The sequence below is a fragment of the Synechococcus sp. N5 genome (genome assembly GCF_900473925.1).
Taxonomy (GTDB): Bacteria; Cyanobacteriota; Cyanobacteriia; order PCC-6307; family Cyanobiaceae; genus Parasynechococcus.
In genome coordinates this window covers 441,367-464,416 of the sequence record NZ_UCNI01000006.1, presented here as the reverse complement: position 1 = coordinate 464,416, position 23,050 = coordinate 441,367, and the positions used below count along the sequence as shown (strand labels likewise).

Sequence of the window (23,050 nt, the reverse complement as noted above, 5' to 3'; positions counted from 1 at the left end):
AGTCGCCGCTGGTGATCCATACCTAGGATCCGGCCGATTTCTGCAGGGTTCATGCGCCGGTTGCTGCGCCTCAGTCGCATCCGGATGCGCCGTGGGGTCCTCTGGTTGTGGAGACAGGAAGGCACCCCAGGCCAACGGGCCCGGGGCCTGGCCGCTGGCGTGTTCTGCGGCTGCTACCCCTTCTTTGGGCTGCAGATCTTCCTCAGCGTGGGTGTGGCCAGCATGGTGCGTGGCAACCACCTGCTCGCCGCCGCAGGAACCCTGGTGAGCAATCCCCTCACCTATCTGCCCCTCTACTGGTTCAACTATCTGGTGGGCTGTCGGCTGCTGGGCCCAGGCCAAGGCGGGATCGACCTTTCGGAGCTGAATCGCAGCAGCCTGTGGGCCCAGGGGTGGGAGTTCAGCCAGCGAATCCTGCTCGGCTCCACCGTAGTGGGAATGGTGCTGGCCCTGGTGAGCAGCTGGATGGCCTACCGCCTGTTTCTGCAGCATGAAGCCCGTGCCGTCGTGGGCCGAGGCAGCTAACTCGTGCCCACTCGGGCGATCCCGATCACATCCGCCATCGAGCGGATCTGGTCCATGGTGCGACTGAGCTGATCGGCACCCTCCAGCTCAACCCGCAGATCAATGCGGGCCGGCTTGCCAGCGGCGGTGGTGACCCGGGCATCACTGACGTTGATGGCCCCATCGGAGAGACGCAGCAGGATGTCTTTAAGGATGCCGACGCGATCGATCACTTCAATCCGCAACTGCACCGGGAAGCGCTGTTTCTCCTGATCGGCATGGGCGGTGTTCCAGCGCACAGGGAGCCGCCGTTCCCGCGGGATTGTCTCCACGTTGGAGCAGTCCTGCCGGTGAATGGTGATGCCGTGGTTTCCGAGGGCCACCGTGCCCACGATCAACTCACCCGGCAGCGGGCTGCAGCAGCCACCGAGGCGGTAGTCCAAGCCCTCCAGCCCAAGGATCGCCCCTTCACCTCCGGAACGGTCCGGCGCCGGATCCCGCGATGGCAGCAGCGCCGCGGCCACGTCTTCGTTGCTGGGTGGGGCCTGCTGCTGTTCCGCCAGCAGACGCATCTCCTCCCGCAAACGGTTGAGCGCCTGCTGAAGCGTGACGTCTCCAAATCCTAGTGATGCCAGGAGGTCTTCGGTGGTGGGCACATTGCAGCGCTGCGCCACCCGCTGCATCGCCTCGCTGTTGAGCAGGGCATCGAAGCCATCACGCCCCAGCTCCCGCTCCAGCAGATCCTTGCCCCGTTCAATCGTTTCGTCACGGTGGCTGCGCTTGTACCACTGGCGAATGCGATTGCGGGCCGTCGGCGTGGCAACGAAGTTCAGCCAATCGAGGCTGGGATGGGCCGTTTTGCTGGTGAGCACCTGAACGAAATCACCGTTCTGGAGCGGCGTCGCTAGCGGACACAGCCGATCGTTGATGCGAACGCCATGGCAGTGGTTGCCCACCTCGGAGTGGATGCGATAAGCGAAGTCGACGGCTGTTGCCCCCTTGCGCAGACCGAGCACATCACCCTTCGGGGTGAACACGAACACCTCTTCGTCGAAAAGGTCTTCCTTGATCGAAGAGAGGTAGTCGTTGTGATCGTCGTTGCCGCCTTCCTGCTGCCAATCCACCAGCTGACGCAGCCAGTTGAACCGCTCCGCATCACTGCCGCTGCTGGCCGGTGAGCCGCCTTCCTTGTATTTCCAGTGGGCCGCAATTCCGAATTCGGCCACGTGGTGCATCTCGAGCGTGCGGATCTGCACTTCGATCGGGCGATGCCGACCGATCACCGCCGTGTGCAGGGATTGGTAGCCGTTGGGTTTCGGCAACCCGATGTAGTCCTTGAAGCGTCCAGGAATCGGGCGGAAGGTGTCGTGAACCACCGCGAGGGCGCGGTAGCAGCTCTCGACATTGGGGGTGAGGATCCGCAACGCCGCCACGTCGTAGATCTCGTGGAACTCCTTCTGCTGGCGCTGCATCTTGCTCCAGATGCCAAACAGATGTTTGGGGCGACCACTCACCTCGCAGTGCTCTAGGCCGGCCCGTTCCAACCGCTCGTTCAAGAGCCCCACCGTGACGCCGAGCCGCTGCTCCCGTTCACTGCGCTTGGTGGCCACCTCCTCCTGAATCTCCCGGAAGGCCTCCGGTTCCAGCAACTTGAAGGCCAGATCCTCCAGCTCCCACTTGAAGCGACCGATGCCGAGGCGGTTGGCCAGGGGGGCATAGATCTCACGGGTTTCACGGGCGATCCGCTGGCGCTTCTCCTCCTTCAACGCACCCAGTGTGCGCATGTTGTGCAAGCGGTCGGCCAGCTTCACCAACACCACACGGATGTCGCTGGCCATCGCCAGGAACATCCGGCGCAGATTCTCCGCCTGCGCTTCCGTGCGGTCGTTGAAGTGGATGCCGCCGAGCTTGGTCACCCCTTCCACCAATTCACGCACCTCGGAACCGAAGTGCAGCTCGATCTGATCGGGGGTGACGTCGGTGTCTTCGACCACGTCGTGGAGGAACCCTGCGGCGATCACCGGAGCGCTGGCGCCGATATCCCGCAACAGATCAGCCACCGCCACCGGATGAACGATGTAGGGGTCCCCACTGGCGCGGAACTGGCCTTCGTGCAGCTGAAAGCCGAAATCGAAGGCCGACACCAGCAGCGCTTCGGCATCGGTGGGGCAGCTCTGGCCAATGCCGGGCGGCACATTGGCGATGCACTCCCGCAACCAGTCCGGCAGAGCAATGCCGTAATCGTCCGGATGGCGGACGGGATAACGCCTCACTTCTGGCAACGCGCAGCCCGGAATGGCCGAACCCGTGCTGGTTCGGGGCTCTTTGGGTGTGGAGGCAGCGTTGAGCATCCGACCCATCGGGTCAGTCCATGGTATTCAGTGCAGGACCCCCTGTCGCTCCCGCAGCACTGTTCATGGGCCGGCCTGTTCTGGAACTCGAACAGCTGCGGTTGCGCTATCCCGGCAGCAACTCCTGGACGCTGGATGGGCTGAATCTGAACCTTGAGCCGGGAGAGACCCTGGCCCTGGTGGGATCTTCGGGCTGCGGCAAAAGCACGGTGGCGCGGGCCGTGATGCAGCTGCTGCCACAGGGAACGGTCTGTGAAGGACGGCTGGCCTTGACCGGCCAGGATCCACGCCAACTCCGGCGACCGCAGTTGCGGCAGCTGCGGGGTGAGGCCGTGGGTCTGGTGTTCCAGGACCCGATGACGCGGATGAATCCGCTGATGAGCGTGGGCGGCCATCTGATCGACACCCTCAGGGCCCACCGACCTCAAATCAGTGCCGCGGCCCACCAGGAACGGGCTCGAGAACTGCTGGAGCGAGTGGGCATTGGCGCCAACCGCTTTCGCGCTTACCCCCATGAGCTCAGTGGTGGGATGCGCCAGCGCCTGGCCATTGCCCTGGCGATTGCCCTGGAACCACCGCTGCTGATCGCCGATGAACCCACCACCAGCCTGGATGTGGCAGTGGCCGGGCAGGTGATGGCCGAACTCAGCGGCCTCTGCCAGGAACTCGGCAGCGCCCTGCTGCTGATCAGCCACGACCTGGCCATGGCCGCCCGCTGGTGCGAGCGCATGGCCATGCTCGACGGCGGACGCAAGGTGGAGGACGGCCCCAGCCATCAGTTGCTCACCCGGCCGCAGTCGCCGGTGGGGCAACGGCTGATAGCCTCCGCCCAGGCCCGGGAAGGGGGACGCTCACCGGCACGTCCCGACAACGGCAGCGTGCTGCGGGTGGAGGAGATGCGCTGCTGGCATGCCGTGGGTGGCGCACCATGGGCACCCCTCTGGCTGAAGGCGGTGGATGGCGTGAGTTTCGAGCTCAGAGCCGGTGAAAGCCTTGGGGTCGTGGGAGCCTCCGGCTGCGGCAAAAGCACCCTCTGCCGGGCCCTGATGGGGCTCAACCCCATCCGTGGCGGCCGGGTGGACCTGCTGGGCCAGGACCTGCTGAGCCTGCGCGGAGAGGCGCTGCGGACGGCCCGCCAGGCCCTTCAGATGGTGTTTCAGGACCCTCTGGCTTGCCTGAATCCCGCCCTGCAGGTGGCCGATGCCATCGCCGATCCCTTGCTGATCCATGGCCTCTGCTGCAAAGCAGCAGCCCGGGAGGAAGCCCGCCGCCTGCTGGAGCGGGTCGGCCTCAGCCCGGCCGAGCAGTTTCAAGATCGCTTGCCCAAGCAGCTCTCCGGCGGCCAGCAGCAGCGGGTGGCGATCGCCCGCGCCCTGGCGTTGAAACCCAAGGTGCTGATCTGCGATGAGAGCGTCAGCATGCTCGATGCCGAAGTGCAGGCGGATGTGCTGGCGCTGTTGCGGGAGCTGCAGCAGGAGCTGGGCCTGGCGATCGTGTTCATCACCCACGACCTCTCGGTGGCCAGTGGTTTCTGTCACCGGGTGATGGTGCTCGACCAAGGGAAAGTGGTGGAAGAGGGGCGGGGAGACCAGATCTTCAGCGCGCCTCAGGCGCCGATCAGCAAGACCCTCGTGGAGGCTTGTCCGAGGCTGCCCCGTTGAGGTCTCAGCCCGAGGCGGCGCGGCGCCTCAGCACCCCAAGCAACTTCTCCATCACCGAAGGAAGAGGAGCTTCGAACACCATCCGCTCGCGGGTGATCGGATGGTCCAGCCCCAGCTGGACGGCATGCAGCGCCTGGCCGGGCAGCTCGATCGGCAACTTGCGACAGCGGCTGTAGGTGGGATCCCCCACCACGGGGTGGTTCATGTGGGCGCAGTGGACGCGGATCTGATGGGTCCGCCCGGTGTCGAGCTTGAAGCGCAGCAGGGAGTAGTCGCCGAGACGCTCCACCAGGGTCCAGTGGGTGCAGGCATAACGGCCGTTTTCGCTGCTCACCACCGCGTACTTCTTGCGATCCGCCGGATGACGGCCAATCGCCCCAACAATCGTGCCCGAGTCACCTGCCGGCACGCCATGGACGACGGCGAAGTACTCGCGGGAAGCGATCCGTTTCTGGATCTGCACCTGCAGCCGCACCAGGGCCTCCTGGCTCTTGGCGATCACGATGCAGCCGGTGGTGTCTTTATCAAGGCGGTGCACGATCCCTGGCCGCAACTTGCCGCTGATGCCAGGCAGATCCGGGCAGTGATGCAACAGGCCGTTCACCAGTGTGCCGTCCTTGTTGCCCGGCGCCGGATGCACCGTCAGCCCTGCCGGCTTGTTGAGCACGATCAGATGGTCGTCCTCAAACAACACATCCAGATCCATCGGCTCCGGCTTGAGGTAAGGCAGCGGTTCCGGCGGCGGCATCCACAGCTGCACCTCGTCCCCCTGGCGCAGGGGTGTTTTGGCCTTGCCGGTCTTGCCGTTGACGCGCACATAGCCCGCGTCGATGAACTTCTGAATCCGAGCCCGGCTCTGCTCTGTGCGCTGGCTCACCAACCAACGGTCCAGCCGCATCGGCAACGGCTTGGGATAGGCCAGCGTCAGCAGCTCACCCTCCCCTTCACCAAAGCGATCCGTAAAGGTCTCCTCCGGCAACGGAGGACGTTTCCACTGCTGCGGACTCATGCCGGCAGCTCCAAGGCAATGCTGCCGAGGGCCGATTTGCGGAAATCATCCAGCAACCGCTGGGCCATGCGCGCCGTCTCGCCAGAGGTGTGGCGGGCCGCTGCAGCATCCAGCCAAAGAGCCGGGTCGGCCGTTTCACCGATCAGGGGAATGCCATAACGCTCCTGCAGCAGCGGAATCGTCACCCCAGCAGCAGCCTGCGATTCCACATCCAACAGCAACTGCAGGAAGGCCTGGGCCACCAGTTCACCGTCGTAGGCGGCCTGGCCGATGTCGTCGCAAAGGGCGAGCCGCAGGGCCGCCTGCTGGTCATCGAGCCGAGGCGGCAGAACGCCAGGGGCATCAAGGAGGTCAAGGTCTTGCCCCAGACGCACCCAGCGCAGGGTGCGCGTCACCCCGGCCCGCCGGGCGCTGGCCACCACTTTCTGCCGCACCAGACGGTTGATCAACGCCGACTTGCCCACGTTGGGGAAGCCCAAGGTGAGTGCCCGCACCGGTCTGGGCCGCATGCCCCGGTTGCGGCGGCGTTCGTTGAGCTGATCGCCGGCACGGATCGCCGCCTGCTGCACCTGCTTCACGCCGGTGCCTGCCTTGGCATCACACCAAACCGTTCGCTGCCCCTGGGCCTTGAACCAGGCCTCCCAGGCCTCCTTGGCCGCCGCGGTGACCATGTCGCGCCGGTTGATCACCAACAGATGCTGCTTGCCCTTCAACCAACGGTTGAGATGGGGGTGGCCCGTGGCCAGAGGAATACGGGCATCACGCACCTCAATCACCAGATCCACCTTGTCGAGATGGCGCTTGAGCTGCTGCTCCGCCTTGGCGATGTGGCCGGGATACCACTGGATCGTTGGGGTGCTCACGAACGCAAACGCACAGAACAGACAGCCAGCCGGAACAGATTCACTTTGAACGCGCTGGCGCCATCGCCATTCACACGGGTTAATCTCACCCCGTTTTCTTACCGCACGACACAACCCTATGGCGAAGCGTTCCCTGGCCAGCCTCAATGCCGGCGACCTGAGCGGCAAACGCGTTCTCGTGCGGGTTGACTTCAACGTGCCCCTGAACGATGCCGGTGCGATCACCGACGACACCCGCATCCGTGCTGCCCTGCCCACAATCAACAACCTGATCGGCAAGGGCGCCAAGGTGATCCTTTCTGCCCACTTCGGCCGGCCCAAGGGCCAGGTGAATGACGCCATGCGTCTCACACCAGTGGCCGCTCGCCTCAGCGAACTGCTGGGCAAACCCGTGGCCAAGACCGACAGCTGCATCGGCCCCGACGCCGAAGCCAAGGTGGGCGCCATGGCCAACGGCGATGTGGTTCTGCTGGAGAACGTCCGTTTCTTCGCCGAAGAAGAGAAGAACGAAGCCGGTTTCGCTGAGAAGCTCGCTGGCCTGGCTGAGGTGTACGTGAACGACGCCTTCGGCGCCGCCCACCGCGCCCACGCCTCCACCGAGGGCGTGACCAAGTTCCTCAAGCCCTCCGTCGCCGGCTTCCTGATGGAGAAGGAACTTCAGTACCTGCAGGGTGCTGTGGATGAGCCCAAGCGTCCTCTGGCTGCCATCGTCGGCGGCTCCAAGGTGAGCTCCAAGATCGGTGTGCTCGAAGCCCTGATCGACAAGTGCGACAAGGTGCTGATCGGCGGCGGCATGATCTTCACCTTCTACAAGGCCCGCGGCCTGTCTGTCGGCAAGAGCCTGGTGGAAGAAGACAAGCTGGAACTGGCCAAGGAGCTCGAGGCCAAGGCCAAGGCGAAGGGCGTGCAGCTGCTTCTGCCCACCGATGTGGTGCTGGCGGACAACTTCGCCCCCGATGCCAACAGCCAAACCGCTGACATCAACGCCATCCCTGATGGCTGGATGGGTCTGGACATTGGCCCCGACTCGATCAAGGTGTTCCAGGACGCCCTGGCCGACTGTCAGACCGTGATCTGGAACGGCCCCATGGGCGTGTTCGAGTTCGACAAGTTCGCTGCTGGCACCAATGCCATCGCCACCACCCTGGCCGACCTGAGCGGCAAGGGCTGCTGCACAATCATCGGAGGCGGTGACTCCGTGGCCGCTGTCGAGAAGGCTGGCCTGGCCGAAAAGATGTCGCACATCTCCACCGGTGGTGGCGCCAGCCTCGAACTGCTGGAAGGCAAGGTGCTGCCCGGCGTGGCTGCACTTGACGCCGCCTGATCAGCGGCTCAACCCTGGAGCTTCAGACCTTCATCGATCTCATCCCGGTCGTCCCTCCAAGCGGACGTCCGGGATTTTTTTGTCCTGAAAGCACGGCTGCAGCGCATCCCATCCGTCGATCAGGATCCAAATTCTTCGCCATGCGTCATGACCAAAAGTGACTTGAGCCTGGGCTTCGTGGGACTGGGGGCACTCGGCCTGCCGATGGCGATCAACCTGCACCGCGCTGGTTTCAAGCTGCGGGTGCACAGCCGCAGCCGCACCGCTGAAACCAGCCCGGAGCTCGAGGGTGCAGTGCGGTGTTCCAGCCCAGCCGACGCCAGCACCGGCGTTGATGTGCTGCTGCTTTGCGTTAGTGACGATGCAGCCGTCGAGGACGTGCTTTTCGGCCCCAACGGTGCCGCCTCACAGCTGAGCGCCGACAGCGTGGTGCTGGATTGCTCCACCATTGCTCCCGCCACGGCCCAACGCTGTACGGAGCGCCTGGCCCACCAGAAGATCCACTACCTGGATGCGCCGGTCACCGGTGGTACAGAAGGGGCCAAACGCGGCAGCCTCACGGTGCTGGTGGGAGGGGCCAGCGAGATCCTGGAACGGGTTCAGTCCATCCTCGAGGTGATTGGCGGCTCCATCCACCACTTCGGAAGCGTGGGGCGGGGGCAGCAGGTGAAGGCGGTGAACCAGGTGCTGGTGGCCGGCAGTTATGCCGCCGTGGCCGAAGCGGTGGCCCTAGGCCAGCGTTTGGAGCTGCCCATGCCCCAGGTGATCGATGCCCTCAAAAATGGTGCAGCCGGCTCATGGGCCCTCGACCATCGCAGCATCGCCATGCTGGAGGGCAGCTATCCCCTCGGCTTCCGGCTGAGCCTGCATCGCAAGGATCTCGGGATTGCCCTTGATGCAGCCAAGGCCGTCCAACTGGATCTGCCCGTCACAACGCTGGTGGAACAGCTGGAACTCGATCTGATCAACAACGGCCATGGTGATGAGGACGTGTCCGCCCTGCACCGCTGGAATCAAACAAGACAACGGAGCTAGTAGCTGCTGACCACGCGCACCCGTTTGGTGGCCGTCACCACGCCATCGGGATGCACCAGCATCACGGCCCAGGTCTGCGAACCGGGTTGCTGCGGTGCCTGGACGCTTTTGAACAAGCCACCCCCTCCTTGGGGAGCCAGCGGCAGGTTGGGACGGATCTGAGCCGACAGCTGCTCATCGGTGAGATCGATCAAACCGCCCGCCACCAGGGCCTGGCCTAGCGGTTTTTCAACAATCAAGTCGACGTCATAACGGCTGCCGGTGAGCACCACGTCGGGGATGGCGACGTCAACCGCCAAGGGGCGCTCACCACTGCGCAGCAAGGACTGCTGGGCCAACAGCTCCTGCTCCACCAACTCGCCACCGTCCAGACGAATCGCAATCTGTTCACTGGCCTCGAGGGAATAGCTGAGCCCCTCGGATTCAGCGGCACCCCGCACCCGCAGGCTGAGGGTCGGACGCCCATCAGATGTGGGCGCTGCGGGCTGCACCTGCCAGGTGACCTCGGGGAAATCCTGCCGGAACCGCTCCAGGCGCTGGGCCAGCACAGGCTGGAGCTCAACGCTGGCCAGCGTGTCGAACGCCGAAGAGCTGCCGCTGTTCAATGCCGCTTGCAGGCGATCGCTGAAACGTTCCACAGCACTGCCCCCTCGTCCGGACGGCTCAAGGGCATGGGCCGGTGACAACAGCAACGCCATGGCCGACACGAGCGTGAAACCCAGGAAACGACGCACGGGCCGGACTAGAACAACCCAATTAAACTAGGGCTGGTGTGCGGTGACGGCCGACGCGATGACCCGGCTTCTAATCGCCGCCAGCGGCACCGGCGGCCATCTCTTCCCCGCTCTGGCTGTTGCGGAAGCCGTTGAACAGCAGTGGGCCGTGCGCTGGCTGGGAGTGCCTGATCGGCTCGAAACGCAGCTGGTGCCGGAGCGTTTTGGTTTGGTGTGCGTGAACGCCGGCGGACTGCAGGGGCGCGGGCTCACCAAGCTGCTGCAGCTGCTGCGGCTGTTGCTGGCCAGCGTGAGCGTGCGGCGGGTGATCCGCCGGAACGCGATCGATGTGGTGTTCACCACCGGCGGCTACATCGCCGCCCCCGCGATCCTGGCGGCGCGCTGGTGTGGCATTCCCGTAGTGCTGCATGAATCCAATGCGATCCCGGGGCGGGTCACCCGCTTGCTGGGTCACTTCTGCAGCGCCGTGGCCATCGGCCTCCCCGCTGCCGCCAAACGCATCCCCGGCAGCCAGCCGGTGCTGACGGGCACGCCGGTGCGTTCCAGCTTTCTGGCCCCACAACCCCTACCGAGCTGGGTGCCCGCCGGCCAGGGACCGCTGCTGGTGGTGATGGGAGGTAGTCAAGGCGCTGTTGGCCTCAACCGGATGGTGCGTGCTGCGGTGCCGGCCCTATTGGAGCAGGGCTGCCGCGTGGTTCACCTCACCGGTGACAACGACCCTGACCTTGGGCAACTGCAGCACCCACAACTGGTGGAACGCCGCTTCAGCGATGAGATGCCAGGGTTGCTGCAACATGCGGATCTAGCCATCAGCCGCGCGGGGGCCGGCAGCCTCAGTGAACTGGCGGTCTGCGGGACCCCGGCCGTATTGGTGCCATTCCCCCAGGCGGCGGACCAACACCAGGAGGCCAATGCATCCTGCGCCGCATCCCTTGGTGCGGCCGTGATCGTGCATCAACACGATCCGGAGCAGCCGGTTTTGTTCAACACCGTGCAGCGGCTCCTGGCATCGCGGCTCGGACATGCCAGCACCACAAACGATCCACTCACTCAGATGCGTGAAGGGATGGCTGCCTTGGCGGAACGGGATGCTGAACAGCAACTGGCCGGCGTGCTTCAAGGCCTGGTGGCCTGAGTCAAACCAGAGGGCTGCGCTTCAACTCCTCACGCATCGCCCACACAATGCGGCGGTTGTTGCGCCGCGATTGCAATCCGATCCGCAGCCAGGTCTCTCCCAAACCCTCGAAGGAACGGCAATCGCGCAAAAGAATGCGATGCCGTTGCTCCAATGCCTCCCGCAAAGGCACGAGGGATCGGTTCGCTCGAATCAGCAGATAGTTAACCGCCGACGGCATCGGGGTGATGCCCGGCAACGCAGCCAATTGCCGCTGCATCCACGCCCCCTCCGTTGCCGTCCAACGCTGCACGCGCGCGCACCAAGATTGGTAACGCCGGGGCAATGACAACAACCGTTCGCCAACAGCCAGGGCGATGCCATTCACGGGCCAGGGATCCCGCCACTCGGCCCAACGCTGCAACCGCTGGGGCTGCGCAACGGCATAGCCCAAACGCAAGCCAGCAATGCCATAGAGCTTGGTGAGGCTGCGGATCACCACCAGGTTCGAATGCTCAGCCACCAAGGGAATCAACGACTGCTGCTCGCCGTTGGGCACCAGAGGCAAAAACGCTTCATCACAGATCACCAGGGCGTACCGCTCCAGCAATGGCTGCAATGAAGCACGGTACCAGAGCTGGCCGGTGGGGTTGTGGGGATTGCAAATCCACAGCACAGATCCCTCGCCCGCGTCGGGAAACGGTTGCGGAAACGCCTCATCCCAAAGGAGAGGCAACTGCTGCTGCCGGGAGGTCGCTGACCAGCAGCGCAAGGCGCGTTTGTAATCGGCAAAACCCGGTGCTGCCAGCACACTCAAACCTTGCTCGGCTGCATCACGAGCCGCCCAGGTGAACAGTTCGGCAGCGCCGTTACCCGGCAATACGAAGGAAGGCTCAACGCCGTGCAGCACACCGATGCGCTCACGAAGCAGCACCTGACTGCGGTCGGGATAGTCGCGCCAGGCACTCAGGCCAATTCGCTGCCAACGGGAAGACCAAGGCACCAGAGATGCACTGGCATCGAGCAGCTGGGACGGCGGGCAGTTCAACCTTGCGGCGGCTGCTTCGCGGTTGCCGCCATGGCGTAGGTCAACGCCCATCCCGACTCCCAATACAACGCAGAGACATCACCAGCGTGGCCCACTGACGAGTTCAAGCCAAGCTGACCGCTATGAGTTGAGGCAGCTCACCAAAAGCGAGCATGGCAAGCGGCTTTGTCCACTGAGCCAACGCTTTCGACGATTACCCCTTGAATAACTGCGCAGAAGAGCCATTCAAGAGCGAAACATCGAGCAGTTGAGCTGTCTTTCAAGCAACAGGTTCAGTCTTGCCAGGGCAAACCGCTGCCGGATGCTTCCGCAATGGTGCGCAGACCGTGGCGGTCCAACTGCAACAGAAGACCATCCAGAATCCGCGGCACCAGATCCGGCCCCTGAAAGATCCAGCCGGTGTAGAGCTGCACCAATGAAGCCCCTGCGGTGATGCGCTCCCAAGCCACTTGGGCCGAATCAATCCCGCCCACACCGATCAACGGCAGGGCCGGGCCAGCACTGGCCCGCAAACGACGGATCACCTCCTGGGCCCGCTGACGCAGGGGGGCACCGCTGAGACCACCGGCCTCCTCCGCCAAAGTGCGCCCGGTCTGCGGCAACCGCCGTTGCTCCAGGCCCAGCCGATTGAGACTGGTGTTGACCGCGATCACCCCAGCCAGACCCTCCTCAAAGGCCAATCGGGCCACCGCATCAATCGATTCATCGTCCAGATCCGGCGCGATCTTCACCAACAAAGGGGGGCAGGCCGGCAGCCGGCGCAGCCGCTCCACCAACCGCCGCAACTGGGCTGTGTCCTGCAGATCCCGCAATCCGGGGGTGTTGGGGGAGCTGACGTTGATCACCGCGTAGTCCGCCAAGGGGGACAACAACTCCAGCGACGCCGCGTAGTCGTCCGGTGCCTGCTCCAAGGCCGTGATCTTGGATTTGCCCACATTGATCCCCAGCACCGCCGGCCGCCGGCCAGGCGGGTCCAGACGTTGACGCTCCAGCGTTTTCAACAGTGCCTTGGCACCATCGTTGTTGAATCCCATCCGATTCAACGCGGCCTGCTCCTCCGCCAACCGGAACAGGCGTGGTTTGGGGTTGCCCGGCTGGCCATGCCAGGTGACCGTGCCCACTTCGGCGAAGCCAAAGCCAAAGCAATCCCAGATGCCAGCCGCCACACCGTTCTTGTCAAACCCCGCCGCCAAACCCACCGGGTTGGGGAAGCGGCAGCCAAACAGCACTTGTTCCAGGCGCAGATCACGCCGTTGCAGATCCGCCGCAACGCCATCCAGCACCGTGGACACCCCTGGCCAGCGGCGCCGCAGGCTGGCTTGACCAAGAGCCGTGAGGGCAGTGCGCGACAGCTGTTCAGCATCCAGACCGTCGTCCCGCGCCAAGACCGGGCCAAGCCAACGCTGATAAAAGGCACCGCTGCTGAGCGGTCCGGCCGAAGAGGACGGCGACATGCTCTGGCTCAGGACTGTTCTGATCCTGCCTCGCGACGTTGCAGGATCCAACGCCCTTCCGCCTGGGGCTCGACCATCCAATCCCTCCAGATCCAGCTCTCAGCCTTGGTTTCCAGCTGTTTGAGCGGCTTTTCCACCAGCTGCGCCAGCTCCAGCAACGAGAGGCTGTAGCCACCCTGCGCCAGACGGTCCGCCAGCTCCAACCGGGACAACAGCTGCAGCAGAGGCTTGGGGGCAACCTCAGATGGTGCTTCTGGCGCGGCCTCGGCGGAAGACAGCTCCGATGATCCCTGCTTCAAAGCCAAGTTGGGCTGGGCGTTATGGGAGAACGCCACGGCGATGCGGTCCACCCGTTCGTTGTCTGGATCACCGCTGTGGCCTTTGACGTAGCGCAGGGGCACATCATCCAGACGAGCGGCATCCAAAGCCTTCCAGAGGTCCTGGTTGAGCACGGGCTTGCCCGCAGCCGTTTTCCAGCCTTTGCGCTTCCAGCCTTTGATCCAGGAGCCCAGGCCATCAATCAGATATTTGCTGTCGGTGCGCAGGGTGAGATCCGGATGACGGGGCAGATGTTCAAGCCGTTGCAACACCTCCAACGCCGCCTGCAGTTCCATGCGGTTGTTGGTGGTGTCGGGTGCATGGCCACCGAATTCCTCAACGCTGCCGTCTTCAAAACGCAATAAGGCGCCCCAACCTCCCGGACCTGGGTTGCCGCTGCAGGCACCATCCGTCGCTGCAGCCACGACCCGTCCCCGTCCTTCCGCCATTGATCGGTCCCAACATTGTTCGGTACAACACGGTTTCTGGCGTCACCGTGGATGAGCCGAACCTACCTGCGGGCTGCCGGTCTGACTGCCGTGGGGTTCCTGGCCGCCGGTCTGTCGCAGGAGTGCAAAGCACGGTCCCTGTTTGAAAGCGCTGCTGTACCGCAGAAGCACTTTGCGGTGCTGGCCCAACCCATCGGCAGAACCCAGTGGAAACTGCTGGTGCTGGAACAGATCAAAACCCAACCGCGCTGCTGGAGGGCACGCCAGGACGGACTGGTGGAGCCCAGCCTGACTCGCTTCAACTTCAGCGGCATCTGCAAGCGCTACCTGGACAGCAATGGCTACTCGCTGCGAAGCGGTGGCCAAGACCTTGGAACGCGCTTTCGCTTCCGGCTCAAGCCATCCGGCACATCACTGAGGCTCGAAGCCCTCGACCCCCAGCAACGGGCACCACTTCTGGTGGGTCAGGCCGCGATACCAGCTCGCCGCGATACCAACGGGTTTGTGGCTCTGCAGCTGGAGCCGGGCTGGGCCTTGGAACGCCGGACTTATCAGGGTAGGCAGCTGAACCACCTGTATTTTGCTCATCAAGCCCCGGTGAACCGGCTGCTTGCGCTGGCCAGCAGCCGCGGCCAGCGTTCAGGCTTTCAGCAGTTGGGAGCGCCGATGCCGCCGATCGCACCACCGCCGTTGCCAACGGCACGAGCAACACACCGACGCACCACACGCCTGGCCAGCAATGCCCCGATCCGACTGCAGGTGATTCCCTATCGCCGCTGAGGACCAACCGTCACAGTGACAGTTGAGAGGGCGACCAGACAGGGGCTGACAATGGATTCCCCACCCTTAATTTGAATTTGTGTGAGGAGTGCTGAACGCCTCTTCAGGGTCGAAACAAGGACAGACTCCTGAACGTGTTCCTCTCTAAAAAGCTCCGCCTTTGGCGGGGCTTTTTATTTTTCAGAGAAAACCACAAAAAAACCGGTCCTCGAAAGGACCGGTGACTGCACGACAACAGGAGGAGAGGGTCAAGCCCTCTCCCAAGGCGATCACTTGAGGGTGACCTTGCCGCCTGCTTCTTCGATGGCCTTCTTGGCAGCTTCGGCGTCTTCCTTGGAGACACCTTCCTTGACAGCCTTGGGAGCAGCCTCGACAAGAGCCTTGGCGTCGCCCAGACCCAGACCGGTGGCCTCACGGACGGCCTTGAGGACCTTGATCTTGGCGGAGGCATCGAAGCCTTCCAGGATCACGTCGAATTCGGTCTTCTCTTCAGCGGCATCGCCACCGCCACCAGCAGCGCCAGGGGCAGCCATCACAACACCAGCAGATGCTGCGGCGGACACACCGAAGGCCTCTTCGATCTGCTTGACCAGCTCGGAAGCTTCAAGCAGGGAGAGGGATTTCAGCGATTCGAGAATTTCGTCGGTTTTTGCAGACATGGTTTTGAAAGGGGAAGCAACAGATCAATGAACAGTGGTCTCGGCAGGGCCGAATCAGCCTTCGCCGCCTTCGGCGTGCTGCTTGAGTGCCCTGGCCATACCAGAGGGAACCTCGTTGATGCCCACAGCGACCTTTGTGGCCACGGCGTTGATGGCACCGGCGATCTGAGCCATGAGCTGCTCCTTGGAGGGGAGATCGGCAATGGCTTTGATCTCGTCCTGAGACAGGAGCTTGCCTTCGAAAAGGCCGCCCTTGGTCTCGGACTTCTTGAGTTCCTTCTGGAAGGTCTGAACGGCCTTCACACCGGCGCCAACATCGCCCTTCACCAGGACGAAGGCGTTGGTTCCGGTCAGCAGGGAATCGAGGCTGGCCCAGTTGCTGTCACCATCAATGGCACGGCGCATCAAGGTGTTTTTGGTCACCTTGCAAACGCTGTCGCTGGCCCGCAGACGATCCCGCAGGTCAGACATTTCCTTGATGGACAGGCCCTTGAAATCAAGGACAAGTGCCAGTTCGGCGTCGGCGAGGAGCTCTTTGAGCTCTCCGACGATCTGCTGCTTGTTCTCCAGCGTGCGGCCCATAGGGATTGGATCGGATCAAAGGAACAAGCTGGGCACACGGCCGATCGAGTCTTCGAAAGGAAGACGAGGCCGCGTGCCGATCCAATCCCGAATGGGACAAAACCGTGTCGCGTCTGCCTCGGCAGGGATTACATCAACGGGAATGACTGATGTCATGCCCAGGGACATCCTGCTGTCTCTGGCCGGGCGCGTGCCCGATTTGGCTTTCGCCAATCGTTAAGTGTAGAGGAGAGCCGGATCAGCTCCCCTGCTCGATGTCCTGCAGAGCAGAGAAATCGACTTCAACGGAAGGACCCATGGTGGAGGTCACATACAGGGACTTCCAGTAACGGCCCTTAGCACCGCTGGGCTTGTTGCGGTCGATGGTTTCCTGCAGGGTCTTGAGGTTCTGCAGCAGGGCATCGGCACTGAAGCTGGCCTTGCCGAAGCGGACGTGAACGATGCCGGTGCGGTCGGCACGGAATTCCAGTTTGCCGGCCTTGAATTCCTTGATCGCAGCCTCGAGGTCCGTGGTGACGGTGCCTGCCTTGGGGTTAGGCATCAAGCCACGGGGGCCGAGGACCCGTCCCAACTTGGCCACCTTGGGCATCATGTCGGGGGTGGCGATCAACAGGTCGAAATCCATTTCGCCCTTGCTGATGCTTTCCACCAGGTCTTCTTCACCGGCGAGTTCGGCACCGGCGGCTTTGGCTTCAGCCACCTTCTCACCGCGGGTCACCACGGCGATGCGAACCGTCTGACCGGTGCCGTTGGGCAGAGCCACGGTGGTACGCAGCTGCTGGTCGGTGTACTTCGGATCGATGCCGAGGCGCACATGGGCCTCCATCGTCTCGTCGAATTTCGCGTTGGCGTTGTCCTTGACCAGGGCAATCGCCTCGAGGGGTGCGTAGGCACGGTCCTCGATCTTGCCGGCCAGGCTGGCCAGGCGCTTGGAGATTTTGGGCATGTTCAGAGTTGGGGTTCAGACGACATCAGGGATGCCTCCCCCGTATGGGTTGGAGAAGCGATGCAGCGACGTCAGTCGCTGATGGAAACGCCCATGTTGCGGGCGGTGCCTTCGATGATCCGCATGGCGGACTCAACGCTGGTGCAGTTGAGGTCAGGGAGTTTGGTCTTGGCGATCTCCTCGAGCTGAGCCCGACTGATCGATCCAACACTGCCCTTGGCGGACTCACCGGATCCCTTTTGGATCTTTGCTGCCTTGGTGATCAGCACCGACGCCGGAGGCGTCTTGGTGATGAAGGTGAAGCTGCGGTCTTCAAAGACCGAGATCTCCACCGGAATCACATAACCGGCTTTGTCCTGCGTCCGAGCGTTGTACTCCTTGCAGAACATCATGATGTTCACACCGTGCTGACCGAGGGCAGGGCCCACCGGCGGCGCGGGGTTGGCTTTGCCGGCGTCTAGGGCCAGCTTGATCACAGCTACGACTTTCTTGGCCATCGGCTGGGGGGTTTGGACAGTTGCGGATCACCAGACCCTCAGGTCGGGTGCGGCGGAATGGTTGCCCACTCCCAAGGCCGCCCTCCGCAGGGAGACGGCCGCCGCCAGGTCAGTTCTGTTTGCTGATCTGAGAGAACTCCAGTTCCACCGGGGTCTCGCGACCAAAGATGGAGAGCAGGGCCTTGAGCTTGTTGCGCTCGCCTGAGACCTCAATCACCTCGCCCTGGAAGTCCTTGAACGGACCAGCGGTCACCAGGATCTGATCGCCTTCGGTGAGATCCACCTTGACGACGGTCTTCTTCTCGGCAGCGCGCTTGAAGATGCGATCCACCTCAGAGCGACTGAGGGGACGAGGCTTGATGTGACCACGGGCCTTGCCGGTGGCGCGCCGGTCTTCAGCACCGACGAAATTGATCACGTTCGGGGTGCTCCGCACCGCCATCATCGTGTCCTCGTCCAGCACCATCCGCACCAGCACATAACCGGGGAACACCTTCTCCTCGGTGGACTGACGGGTGCCGTCCTTCTTAAGCTTGACGGCAGGGGTCTGGGGAATCTCGATTTCGAGAATCCGGTTGCTCACCCCGAGGGTGACGGCCCGCTGCTCCAGGGTGGCCTTGACCTTCTTCTCGCAGCTGGAGGCCACCTGAACGGCGTACCAACGGGCGATGGCCGTGTTGGCGACAGCCTCCGCAGGCAAGGTGCCGTCTTCCCCCTCATTCGGGGCCGGCAGATCAAGCACCTCAGGGGCGTCCGGTGTGGTCAGGTCGTCGGGCACGGCGAGAAAGGTGATATCGAGTCAGCGGAACACCTGGGACGAAGCCCACCCAAAGAAGCGACTGACAGCCGCGATGGTGGCGGCCGAAAGGCTGACCATCAGGATCACAGCGATGGATTCGCTGAACAGTTGCTGGCGGCTGGGCCAGACCACGAGTTTCAGCTCATCAACCGTGTCCGCCAGAAAACCACCGGATTTGGTGGAATCGGCAGCGGCTTTTGAGCCGTCGGAAGTGGTGGTGTCCTCAGAGATGGGGCTGGTCACGGGGATGGGACCGGAAGTTGACAACGGTGCCGTTAAGCACTTCGCCAAACAGACACCCTACCGGATGCCCTCAAACTCCCACCGGATCGAACACCAGGGCATCTGTGCCGGCCTCCCCCAGCCGCACCGTCACGCCACTGGCTCCGGCAAAGCGCTCCTCAAGCAGCAGCGTGGAGAGCGGATTTTCCAGCTGGCGGCGCAGCACCCGACGCAGCGGCCGCGCCCCGTACTCCGGTTCATGGCCCTGACGGGCCATGGCCTCAGCGACAGCGTCATCCACGACCAGAGCTAGGCCCTGCTCAGCCAACAGAGCAGCGAGATCCTTCAGTTGCAACTGAACAATCCGCACCAGATCGGAGACCTCCAACGGACGGAAACGAATCACCTCATCAATGCGGTTGAGGAATTCAGGCCGGAACTGGCTGGAGAGCGCTGCATCCACCTGCTGTTGCAGGGCTGACTCATCCGTGGATCCCGAGCGGGCATGTTCAAGGATCGCCGGGCTGGCCAGATTGCTGGTCATCACGACCACGGTGTGGCGGAAATCAACGGTGCGGCCCTGGGAATCGGTGAGCCGGCCGTCGTCCAGCACCTGCAGCAGCAGGTTGAACACATCGGGATGGGCCTTCTCCACTTCATCAAGAAGCAGCACCGCATAGGGCCGGCGGCGCACGGCCTCCGTGAGTTGCCCCCCTTCCTCATAACCGACATACCCCGGAGGAGCACCGATCAGCCGAGCCACGGCGTTCCGCTCCATGAACTCGCTCATGTCGAGGCGAACCAGCGCCTCCTCTTCATCAAACAAAGACCCCGCCAGCGCCTTCGCCAGCTCGGTCTTGCCGACGCCAGTCGGCCCCAGGAACAGGAAGGAACCCACCGGTCGACGGGGATCCTTCATGCCGGCCCTGGCCCGGCGGATGGCAGCAGCAACGGCCATCACCGCTTCGCCCTGACCAATCACCCGTTCAGCGAGATGGGCGTCGAGATCCAGGAGTTTGCGCCGCTCGCCCGCCAACAGACGCTGCACGGGGATCCCGGTCCAACGGGCCACCAGATCAGCGATGTCACCGGCCTCCACCTGCTCGCGCAGCAGAGCCGTTCCAGCGGACTGGGCCTCCGCCTGGGACGCCTCCAATTCATCCCGGCGCTGCTGCACCCGATGCAGCTGGTCGTACTGGAGGCGGGCCGCTTCCTCCAGGTCACCATCCCGCTCGGCCTCAGCGATGGCATGGCGCAGGTCTTCGTCCTGCTGGAGCAGCTGGCCGAGCTCCTCGAGCTGACCGCGCTCCTCCTGCCAGCGCCGCCGCAGATCATCCAGTCGCGTGGAGACTTCAAGCCGGTTGCGCTGGAGCTGAATCCGCTCCGCTTCAGGCGCCTGCTCGGCGGCGAGCAGGGCCAGTTCAACGCGGCGCAGATCCGCTTCGGCCTCCTCCACCACCTGCGGCTTGGAGGTGACCTCCATCTTCAGTTGTGCCGCCGCTTCATCGATCAGATCAATGGCTTTGTCCGGCAGGCAGCGATCGCTGATGTAGCGGTCGGCAAGACGGTTGGCGGTCTGAATGGCCTCGTCGGTGATGCTGACGCCATGGTGCAGCTCGTAGCGCTCCTTCAAGCCCCGCAGAATTTCGAGGCTCAACTCCAGATCCGGCTCCCGGATCACCACCTGCTGGAAACGCCTGTTGAGGGCCGGATCCTTTTCCACCGTGAGCCGGTAATCCTCCGGCGTGGTGGCACCGATGCAGCGCAGGTCTCCCCGGGCCAGGGCGGGTTTCAACAGGCTGCCGGCATCGGTGCTGCTGCGATCACTGCCGACAACGGTGTGCAGCTCATCGATGAACAACACCACCCCAGAATCGGAACCACTCACCTCCTCGAGCACCGAGCGCAGGCGTTCCTCGAACTGACCACGGAACTTGGCACCGGCGATCAAAGCCCCGAGATCCAGGGCCACCAGCCGCAGACCCTGCAGCGACTCCGGCACTTCACCCGCGACGATCCGCTGCGCCAGCAGCTCCGCAATCGCTGTTTTGCCAACACCGGGTTCACCGATGAGCACCGGATTGTTCTTGCTCCGGCGCGACAGCACCTTGACCAGGTTGCGAATTTCAGAATCACGACCGATCACCGGATCCAGGCTGCCTGCTTCCGCCTCTTCTGTGAGATCCCGCCCATAGGACTCCAAGGCTGTAGGGGGCTCCTGCAAGGGGGCCTCAAGGGCGGGCAACTGGGGGGTGACAGGGGCGGCGACAGGCTCCGGCCCGCGCAGCGCACGGGAGGAGGAGAGAACGCGCGCCACCCGTTCACGTCGGGGCGCTTCCTGCTGCACCTCCGGCTGAGCCCGCGGCATCGAGCGCTCTTGGGGAGGAACGGTCACGCCAGGAACCCGCTCATCCATGCCCCGTTGAATCAGCTGCTCCAGAGCATCGGCCGACAAACCAAAGCCGGCAAACAGATCAGCGCCGATCCGCGGATCGGCACCAATGGCCATCAGCACTTCCGGCAGATCGATGACGTCGCCATTCCAGCGCCGACGGATGGCATCAGCCGAATCGAGCAGCTGTTCCAGGTCATCACCGATGAAGAGCTCTGCGCCTCGCCCGGAGGGCTGATCAGCCAGCACATCCTCCAAGCGATCCAAGAGCGCATCGATGGGGAGAGGCAAGCGCTCCACCAGGCGGCGGCAGGCGGGATCGGTGAACAGCACCTGGATCAGGTGCTCCACATCCAACTGCTCATGACGCCAGCGACGGGCAACGTCCTGACCACTAAGCAGCAGATCCCAGGCCGCGTCGCTGAAGCGATCCGGCTCATGGGTGAGGCTGCCGTTCAACGCTGGCGATGAAGTCATCCGGTTCTTCAGGCGTGGGCTTTGGAGGACATCTCGATCAATTCCACCTTGTAGCCATCCGGATCCTCAACAAAGGCGATGACGGTGGTGCCGTGCTTCATCGGACCAGGTTCCCGCACCACACGACCACCCTTGTCGGCAATGCCGGCGCAGGTCCTGTGGATGTCCTCCACCCCCAGCGCGATGTGGCCGTAGCCATCACCCAGGGTGTAGCTGTCGGTGTCCCAGTTGTGGGTGAGTTCCAGAACCGTGTGGTCGCTCTCCGACCCATAGCCAACAAACGCCAGGGTGAAGCGGCCGCTGGGGTAATCCTTTCGACGCAGAAGCTGCATGCCCAGGACCTCGGTGTAGAAGCCCAGAGACCGCTCCAGATCAGCGACCCGGAGCATGGTGTGAAGCATCCGCATGGGTGAGCGTCGTGCAGCGTGAACCTGCCGTCATTCTGGCCAGGTATGACCCGTCACAACACGAGAGAGAGGGGCGACCCATAAGATCCCCGGGTTAAGCGTCCGTCCCAACGTGATCGATTCCCTCGACCTCGTCATCGACACCATCGTGGCCCGAGAGGTGCTCGATTCCCGCGGCAACCCCACGGTTGAAGCCGAGGTTCTGCTCGAAGGAGGTGCCATGGGACGGGCCATCGTTCCCAGTGGTGCCAGCACCGGTGCCCACGAAGCCCACGAACTGCGTGACGGCGGTGACCGCTACATGGGCAAGGGTGTGGGCCAGGCCGTGAACCACATCGAAGAGCGGATCGCACCGGCCCTCTGCGGCCTTTCCGCTCTGGATCAGGCGGCTGTAGATGCCGCGATGCTGGAGCTGGACGGAAGCGACAACAAATCCAACCTGGGAGCCAACGCGATCCTTGCGGTGAGCATGGCCACCGCCCGCGCTGCTGCCAACGGGCTGGGGATTCCCCTCTACCGCTACCTAGGCGGCCCGATGGCCAACCTGCTGCCGGTGCCGTTGATGAACGTGATCAACGGTGGCGCCCATGCCGCCAACAGCCTGGACTTCCAGGAATTCATGCTGGTGCCCCACGGCGCTCCAAGCTTCCGCGAAGCCCTGCGGATGGGCACCGAGGTGTTCCACACGCTCAAGAAACTGCTCAGCGACAAGGGCATGAGCACCGCCGTGGGCGACGAAGGCGGCTTCGCACCGGATCTGGGCAATGTGGAAGCCGGCGAAATCCTGGTGGAAGCGATCAGCAAAGCGGGCTACAAGCCCGGCGAACAGATCTCCCTGGCCCTGGACGTGGCCAGCACCGAATTCTTCGAGAACGGCCGTTATGCCTTCGATGGCGGCAGCTACACCAGCGCCGAGATGGTGGGCCAACTCGAGCAACTGGTGGAGAAATTCCCGATCGTTTCGATCGAAGACGGCCTGGCCGAAGACGACTGGGATGGCTGGAAGCTGCTGACCGAGCGCCTCGGCGGCAAGGTGCAGCTGGTGGGTGACGACCTGTTCGTGACCAACACCAAGCGGCTTCAACAGGGCATCGACAACACCACGGCCAACTCAATCCTGATCAAGGTGAACCAGATCGGTTCGCTCACCGAAACCCTCCAGGCCATCGACCTGGCAGGCCGCTCCGGTTACACCAGCGTGATCAGCCACCGCAGTGGCGAAACCGAAGACACCACCATCGCCGACCTCTCCGTCGCCACCCGCGCCGGACAGATCAAGACCGGCTCCCTCAGCCGCAGCGAGCGGGTCGCCAAGTACAACCAGCTGCTTCGCATCGAAGACGAGCTGGGCAGCCAGGCCGTCTACGCCGGTGCTGTTGGCCAGGGCCCCCGCGGCAAGGCCTGATCCCAGGCCCCCGACGAACG

General features: G+C 63.6%; 22 protein-coding genes. 7 read left to right on the top strand and 15 right to left on the bottom strand.

The window, feature by feature from the left end:
• Positions 1-51: 51 nt before the first annotated feature.
• A complete protein-coding gene (locus DXY03_RS07770) occupies positions 52-525 on the top strand; it encodes a DUF2062 domain-containing protein (RefSeq protein ID WP_115009888.1) in 474 nt (157 codons plus the stop codon).
• On the opposite strand, the gene DXY03_RS07765 is transcribed toward DXY03_RS07770, so the two are convergent.
• The gene (locus tag DXY03_RS07765; protein WP_115009991.1) at positions 522-2,855 is read right to left on the bottom strand and encodes a bifunctional (p)ppGpp synthetase/guanosine-3',5'-bis(diphosphate) 3'-pyrophosphohydrolase; all 2,334 of its coding nucleotides are present in this window, start codon (positions 2,853-2,855) and stop codon (positions 522-524) included. The two genes, DXY03_RS07770 and DXY03_RS07765, sit on opposite strands and share 4 nt — an antisense overlap.
• 20 nt (positions 2,856-2,875) lie before the next feature.
• Between DXY03_RS07765 and DXY03_RS07760 the strand changes: the two genes are divergently transcribed.
• Positions 2,876-4,516 carry an ABC transporter ATP-binding protein gene (locus DXY03_RS07760; RefSeq protein ID WP_115009887.1) on the top strand — a complete coding sequence of 547 codons (1,641 nt, stop codon included), beginning with the start codon at positions 2,876-2,878 and terminating at the stop codon, positions 4,514-4,516.
• Positions 4,517-4,520: 4 nt separating this feature from the next.
• On the opposite strand, the gene DXY03_RS07755 is transcribed toward DXY03_RS07760, so the two are convergent.
• Positions 4,521-5,525, bottom strand: a complete 1,005-nt coding sequence (locus DXY03_RS07755; protein WP_115009886.1) for an RluA family pseudouridine synthase — start codon at positions 5,523-5,525, stop codon at positions 4,521-4,523.
• Positions 5,522-6,388 carry a ribosome biogenesis GTPase YlqF gene (gene ylqF, locus DXY03_RS07750; protein WP_115009885.1) on the bottom strand — a complete coding sequence of 289 codons (867 nt, stop codon included), beginning with the start codon at positions 6,386-6,388 and terminating at the stop codon, positions 5,522-5,524. Before ylqF ends, DXY03_RS07755 begins: the two co-directional genes overlap by 4 nt.
• Before the next feature lie 118 nt (positions 6,389-6,506).
• On the opposite strand from ylqF, the gene pgk reads away from it, so the two are divergent.
• A complete protein-coding gene (pgk, locus tag DXY03_RS07745; protein ID WP_115009884.1) occupies positions 6,507-7,712 on the top strand; it encodes a phosphoglycerate kinase in 1,206 nt (401 codons plus the stop codon).
• A 147-nt stretch (positions 7,713-7,859) separates the two neighbouring features.
• A complete protein-coding gene (locus DXY03_RS07740; protein WP_115009883.1) occupies positions 7,860-8,747 on the top strand; it encodes an NAD(P)-dependent oxidoreductase in 888 nt (295 codons plus the stop codon).
• Here the strand turns inward: DXY03_RS07740 and DXY03_RS07735 are convergent.
• Entirely contained in the window at positions 8,744-9,445 is a 702-nt protein-coding gene (locus tag DXY03_RS07735; protein WP_115009990.1) for a hypothetical protein, read from the bottom strand. The two genes, DXY03_RS07740 and DXY03_RS07735, sit on opposite strands and share 4 nt — an antisense overlap.
• 94 nt (positions 9,446-9,539) lie before the next feature.
• Here DXY03_RS07735 and murG point away from each other — a divergent pair, with 94 nt between their 5' ends.
• Positions 9,540-10,616: an undecaprenyldiphospho-muramoylpentapeptide beta-N-acetylglucosaminyltransferase gene (gene murG, locus DXY03_RS07730; protein ID WP_115009882.1), complete on the top strand. Its 1,077-nt coding sequence runs from the start codon at positions 9,540-9,542 to the stop codon at positions 10,614-10,616.
• A 1-nt stretch (position 10,617) separates the two neighbouring features.
• Here the strand turns inward: murG and DXY03_RS07725 are convergent, their stop codons facing one another.
• The 3 genes from DXY03_RS07725 to rnhA all read right to left on the bottom strand — a co-directional run bounded on the left by DXY03_RS07725 (position 10,618) and on the right by rnhA (position 13,864).
• Complete coding sequence (locus tag DXY03_RS07725) at positions 10,618-11,694, bottom strand: aminotransferase class I/II-fold pyridoxal phosphate-dependent enzyme (protein WP_115009881.1); 1,077 nt, start codon at positions 11,692-11,694, stop codon at positions 10,618-10,620.
• 221 nt (positions 11,695-11,915) lie between these two features.
• Positions 11,916-13,097 carry a quinone-dependent dihydroorotate dehydrogenase gene (locus tag DXY03_RS07720; protein ID WP_114987666.1) on the bottom strand — a complete coding sequence of 394 codons (1,182 nt, stop codon included), beginning with the start codon at positions 13,095-13,097 and terminating at the stop codon, positions 11,916-11,918.
• Positions 13,098-13,105: 8 nt separating this feature from the next.
• Entirely contained in the window at positions 13,106-13,864 is a 759-nt protein-coding gene (gene rnhA, locus DXY03_RS07715) for a ribonuclease HI (protein ID WP_115009880.1), read from the bottom strand.
• 51 nt (positions 13,865-13,915) lie between these two features.
• On the opposite strand from rnhA, the gene DXY03_RS07710 reads away from it, so the two are divergent.
• Positions 13,916-14,644, top strand: coding sequence for a DUF3747 domain-containing protein (locus tag DXY03_RS07710; RefSeq protein WP_115009879.1), 729 nt, complete (start codon positions 13,916-13,918; stop codon positions 14,642-14,644).
• A gap of 269 nt (positions 14,645-14,913) precedes the next feature.
• Here DXY03_RS07710 and rplL read toward each other — a convergent pair whose 3' ends face one another.
• From rplL to gloA, 8 genes are all read right to left on the bottom strand, one after another.
• Positions 14,914-15,303, bottom strand: a complete 390-nt coding sequence (rplL, locus tag DXY03_RS07705) for a 50S ribosomal protein L7/L12 (RefSeq protein ID WP_114987674.1) — start codon at positions 15,301-15,303, stop codon at positions 14,914-14,916.
• A gap of 54 nt (positions 15,304-15,357) precedes the next feature.
• On the bottom strand, positions 15,358-15,885 hold the full coding sequence (gene rplJ / locus DXY03_RS07700) for a 50S ribosomal protein L10 (protein ID WP_006851480.1): 528 nt from the start codon (positions 15,883-15,885) through the stop codon (positions 15,358-15,360).
• 238 nt (positions 15,886-16,123) lie between these two features.
• On the bottom strand, positions 16,124-16,831 hold the full coding sequence (gene rplA, locus DXY03_RS07695) for a 50S ribosomal protein L1 (protein WP_038552494.1): 708 nt from the start codon (positions 16,829-16,831) through the stop codon (positions 16,124-16,126).
• Between the two features lie 71 nt (positions 16,832-16,902).
• On the bottom strand, positions 16,903-17,328 hold the full coding sequence (gene rplK, locus DXY03_RS07690; RefSeq protein WP_006851160.1) for a 50S ribosomal protein L11: 426 nt from the start codon (positions 17,326-17,328) through the stop codon (positions 16,903-16,905).
• Between the two features lie 109 nt (positions 17,329-17,437).
• On the bottom strand, positions 17,438-18,106 hold the full coding sequence (gene nusG / locus DXY03_RS07685; RefSeq protein WP_115009878.1) for a transcription termination/antitermination protein NusG: 669 nt from the start codon (positions 18,104-18,106) through the stop codon (positions 17,438-17,440).
• 21 nt (positions 18,107-18,127) lie between these two features.
• A complete protein-coding gene (gene secE, locus DXY03_RS07680; protein ID WP_006850159.1) occupies positions 18,128-18,370 on the bottom strand; it encodes a preprotein translocase subunit SecE in 243 nt (80 codons plus the stop codon).
• Positions 18,371-18,440: 70 nt separating this feature from the next.
• On the bottom strand, positions 18,441-21,218 hold the full coding sequence (locus DXY03_RS07675) for an ATP-dependent Clp protease ATP-binding subunit (protein ID WP_115009876.1): 2,778 nt from the start codon (positions 21,216-21,218) through the stop codon (positions 18,441-18,443).
• A gap of 8 nt (positions 21,219-21,226) precedes the next feature.
• Positions 21,227-21,625, bottom strand: a complete 399-nt coding sequence (gene gloA / locus DXY03_RS07670; RefSeq protein WP_115009875.1) for a lactoylglutathione lyase — start codon at positions 21,623-21,625, stop codon at positions 21,227-21,229.
• Positions 21,626-21,737: 112 nt separating this feature from the next.
• Here gloA and eno point away from each other — a divergent pair, with 112 nt between their 5' ends.
• Positions 21,738-23,030, top strand: coding sequence for a phosphopyruvate hydratase (gene eno, locus DXY03_RS07665; RefSeq protein WP_115009874.1), 1,293 nt, complete (start codon positions 21,738-21,740; stop codon positions 23,028-23,030).
• Positions 23,031-23,050: the final 20 nt, after the last annotated feature.

Bases quoted from the DNA above. Each gene is read 5' to 3' on its own strand.
- rplA (WP_038552494.1), bottom strand. From the start codon at position 16,831: ATGCCCAAAATCTCCAAGCGCCTGGCCAGCCTGGCCGGCAAGATCGAG.
- gloA (WP_115009875.1), bottom strand. From the start codon at position 21,625: ATGCGGATGCTTCACACCATGCTCCGGGTCGCTGATCTGGAGCGGTCT.
- murG (WP_115009882.1), top strand. From the start codon at position 9,540: ATGACCCGGCTTCTAATCGCCGCCAGCGGCACCGGCGGCCATCTCTTC.
- rnhA (WP_115009880.1), bottom strand. From the start codon at position 13,864: ATGGCGGAAGGACGGGGACGGGTCGTGGCTGCAGCGACGGATGGTGCC.
- DXY03_RS07740 (WP_115009883.1), top strand. From the start codon at position 7,860: ATGACCAAAAGTGACTTGAGCCTGGGCTTCGTGGGACTGGGGGCACTC.
- rplK (WP_006851160.1), bottom strand. From the start codon at position 17,328: ATGGCCAAGAAAGTCGTAGCTGTGATCAAGCTGGCCCTAGACGCCGGC.
- DXY03_RS07735 (WP_115009990.1), bottom strand. From the start codon at position 9,445: ATGGCGTTGCTGTTGTCACCGGCCCATGCCCTTGAGCCGTCCGGACGA.
- pgk (WP_115009884.1), top strand. From the start codon at position 6,507: ATGGCGAAGCGTTCCCTGGCCAGCCTCAATGCCGGCGACCTGAGCGGC.
- DXY03_RS07710 (WP_115009879.1), top strand. From the start codon at position 13,916: ATGAGCCGAACCTACCTGCGGGCTGCCGGTCTGACTGCCGTGGGGTTC.
- rplJ (WP_006851480.1), bottom strand. From the start codon at position 15,885: ATGGGCCGCACGCTGGAGAACAAGCAGCAGATCGTCGGAGAGCTCAAA.
- DXY03_RS07720 (WP_114987666.1), bottom strand. From the start codon at position 13,097: ATGTCGCCGTCCTCTTCGGCCGGACCGCTCAGCAGCGGTGCCTTTTAT.
- DXY03_RS07765 (WP_115009991.1), bottom strand. From the start codon at position 2,855: ATGCTCAACGCTGCCTCCACACCCAAAGAGCCCCGAACCAGCACGGGT.
- DXY03_RS07725 (WP_115009881.1), bottom strand. From the start codon at position 11,694: ATGGGCGTTGACCTACGCCATGGCGGCAACCGCGAAGCAGCCGCCGCA.
- DXY03_RS07675 (WP_115009876.1), bottom strand. From the start codon at position 21,218: ATGACTTCATCGCCAGCGTTGAACGGCAGCCTCACCCATGAGCCGGAT.
- DXY03_RS07760 (WP_115009887.1), top strand. From the start codon at position 2,876: ATGGTATTCAGTGCAGGACCCCCTGTCGCTCCCGCAGCACTGTTCATG.
- rplL (WP_114987674.1), bottom strand. From the start codon at position 15,303: ATGTCTGCAAAAACCGACGAAATTCTCGAATCGCTGAAATCCCTCTCC.
- DXY03_RS07755 (WP_115009886.1), bottom strand. From the start codon at position 5,525: ATGAGTCCGCAGCAGTGGAAACGTCCTCCGTTGCCGGAGGAGACCTTT.
- DXY03_RS07770 (WP_115009888.1), top strand. From the start codon at position 52: ATGCGCCGGTTGCTGCGCCTCAGTCGCATCCGGATGCGCCGTGGGGTC.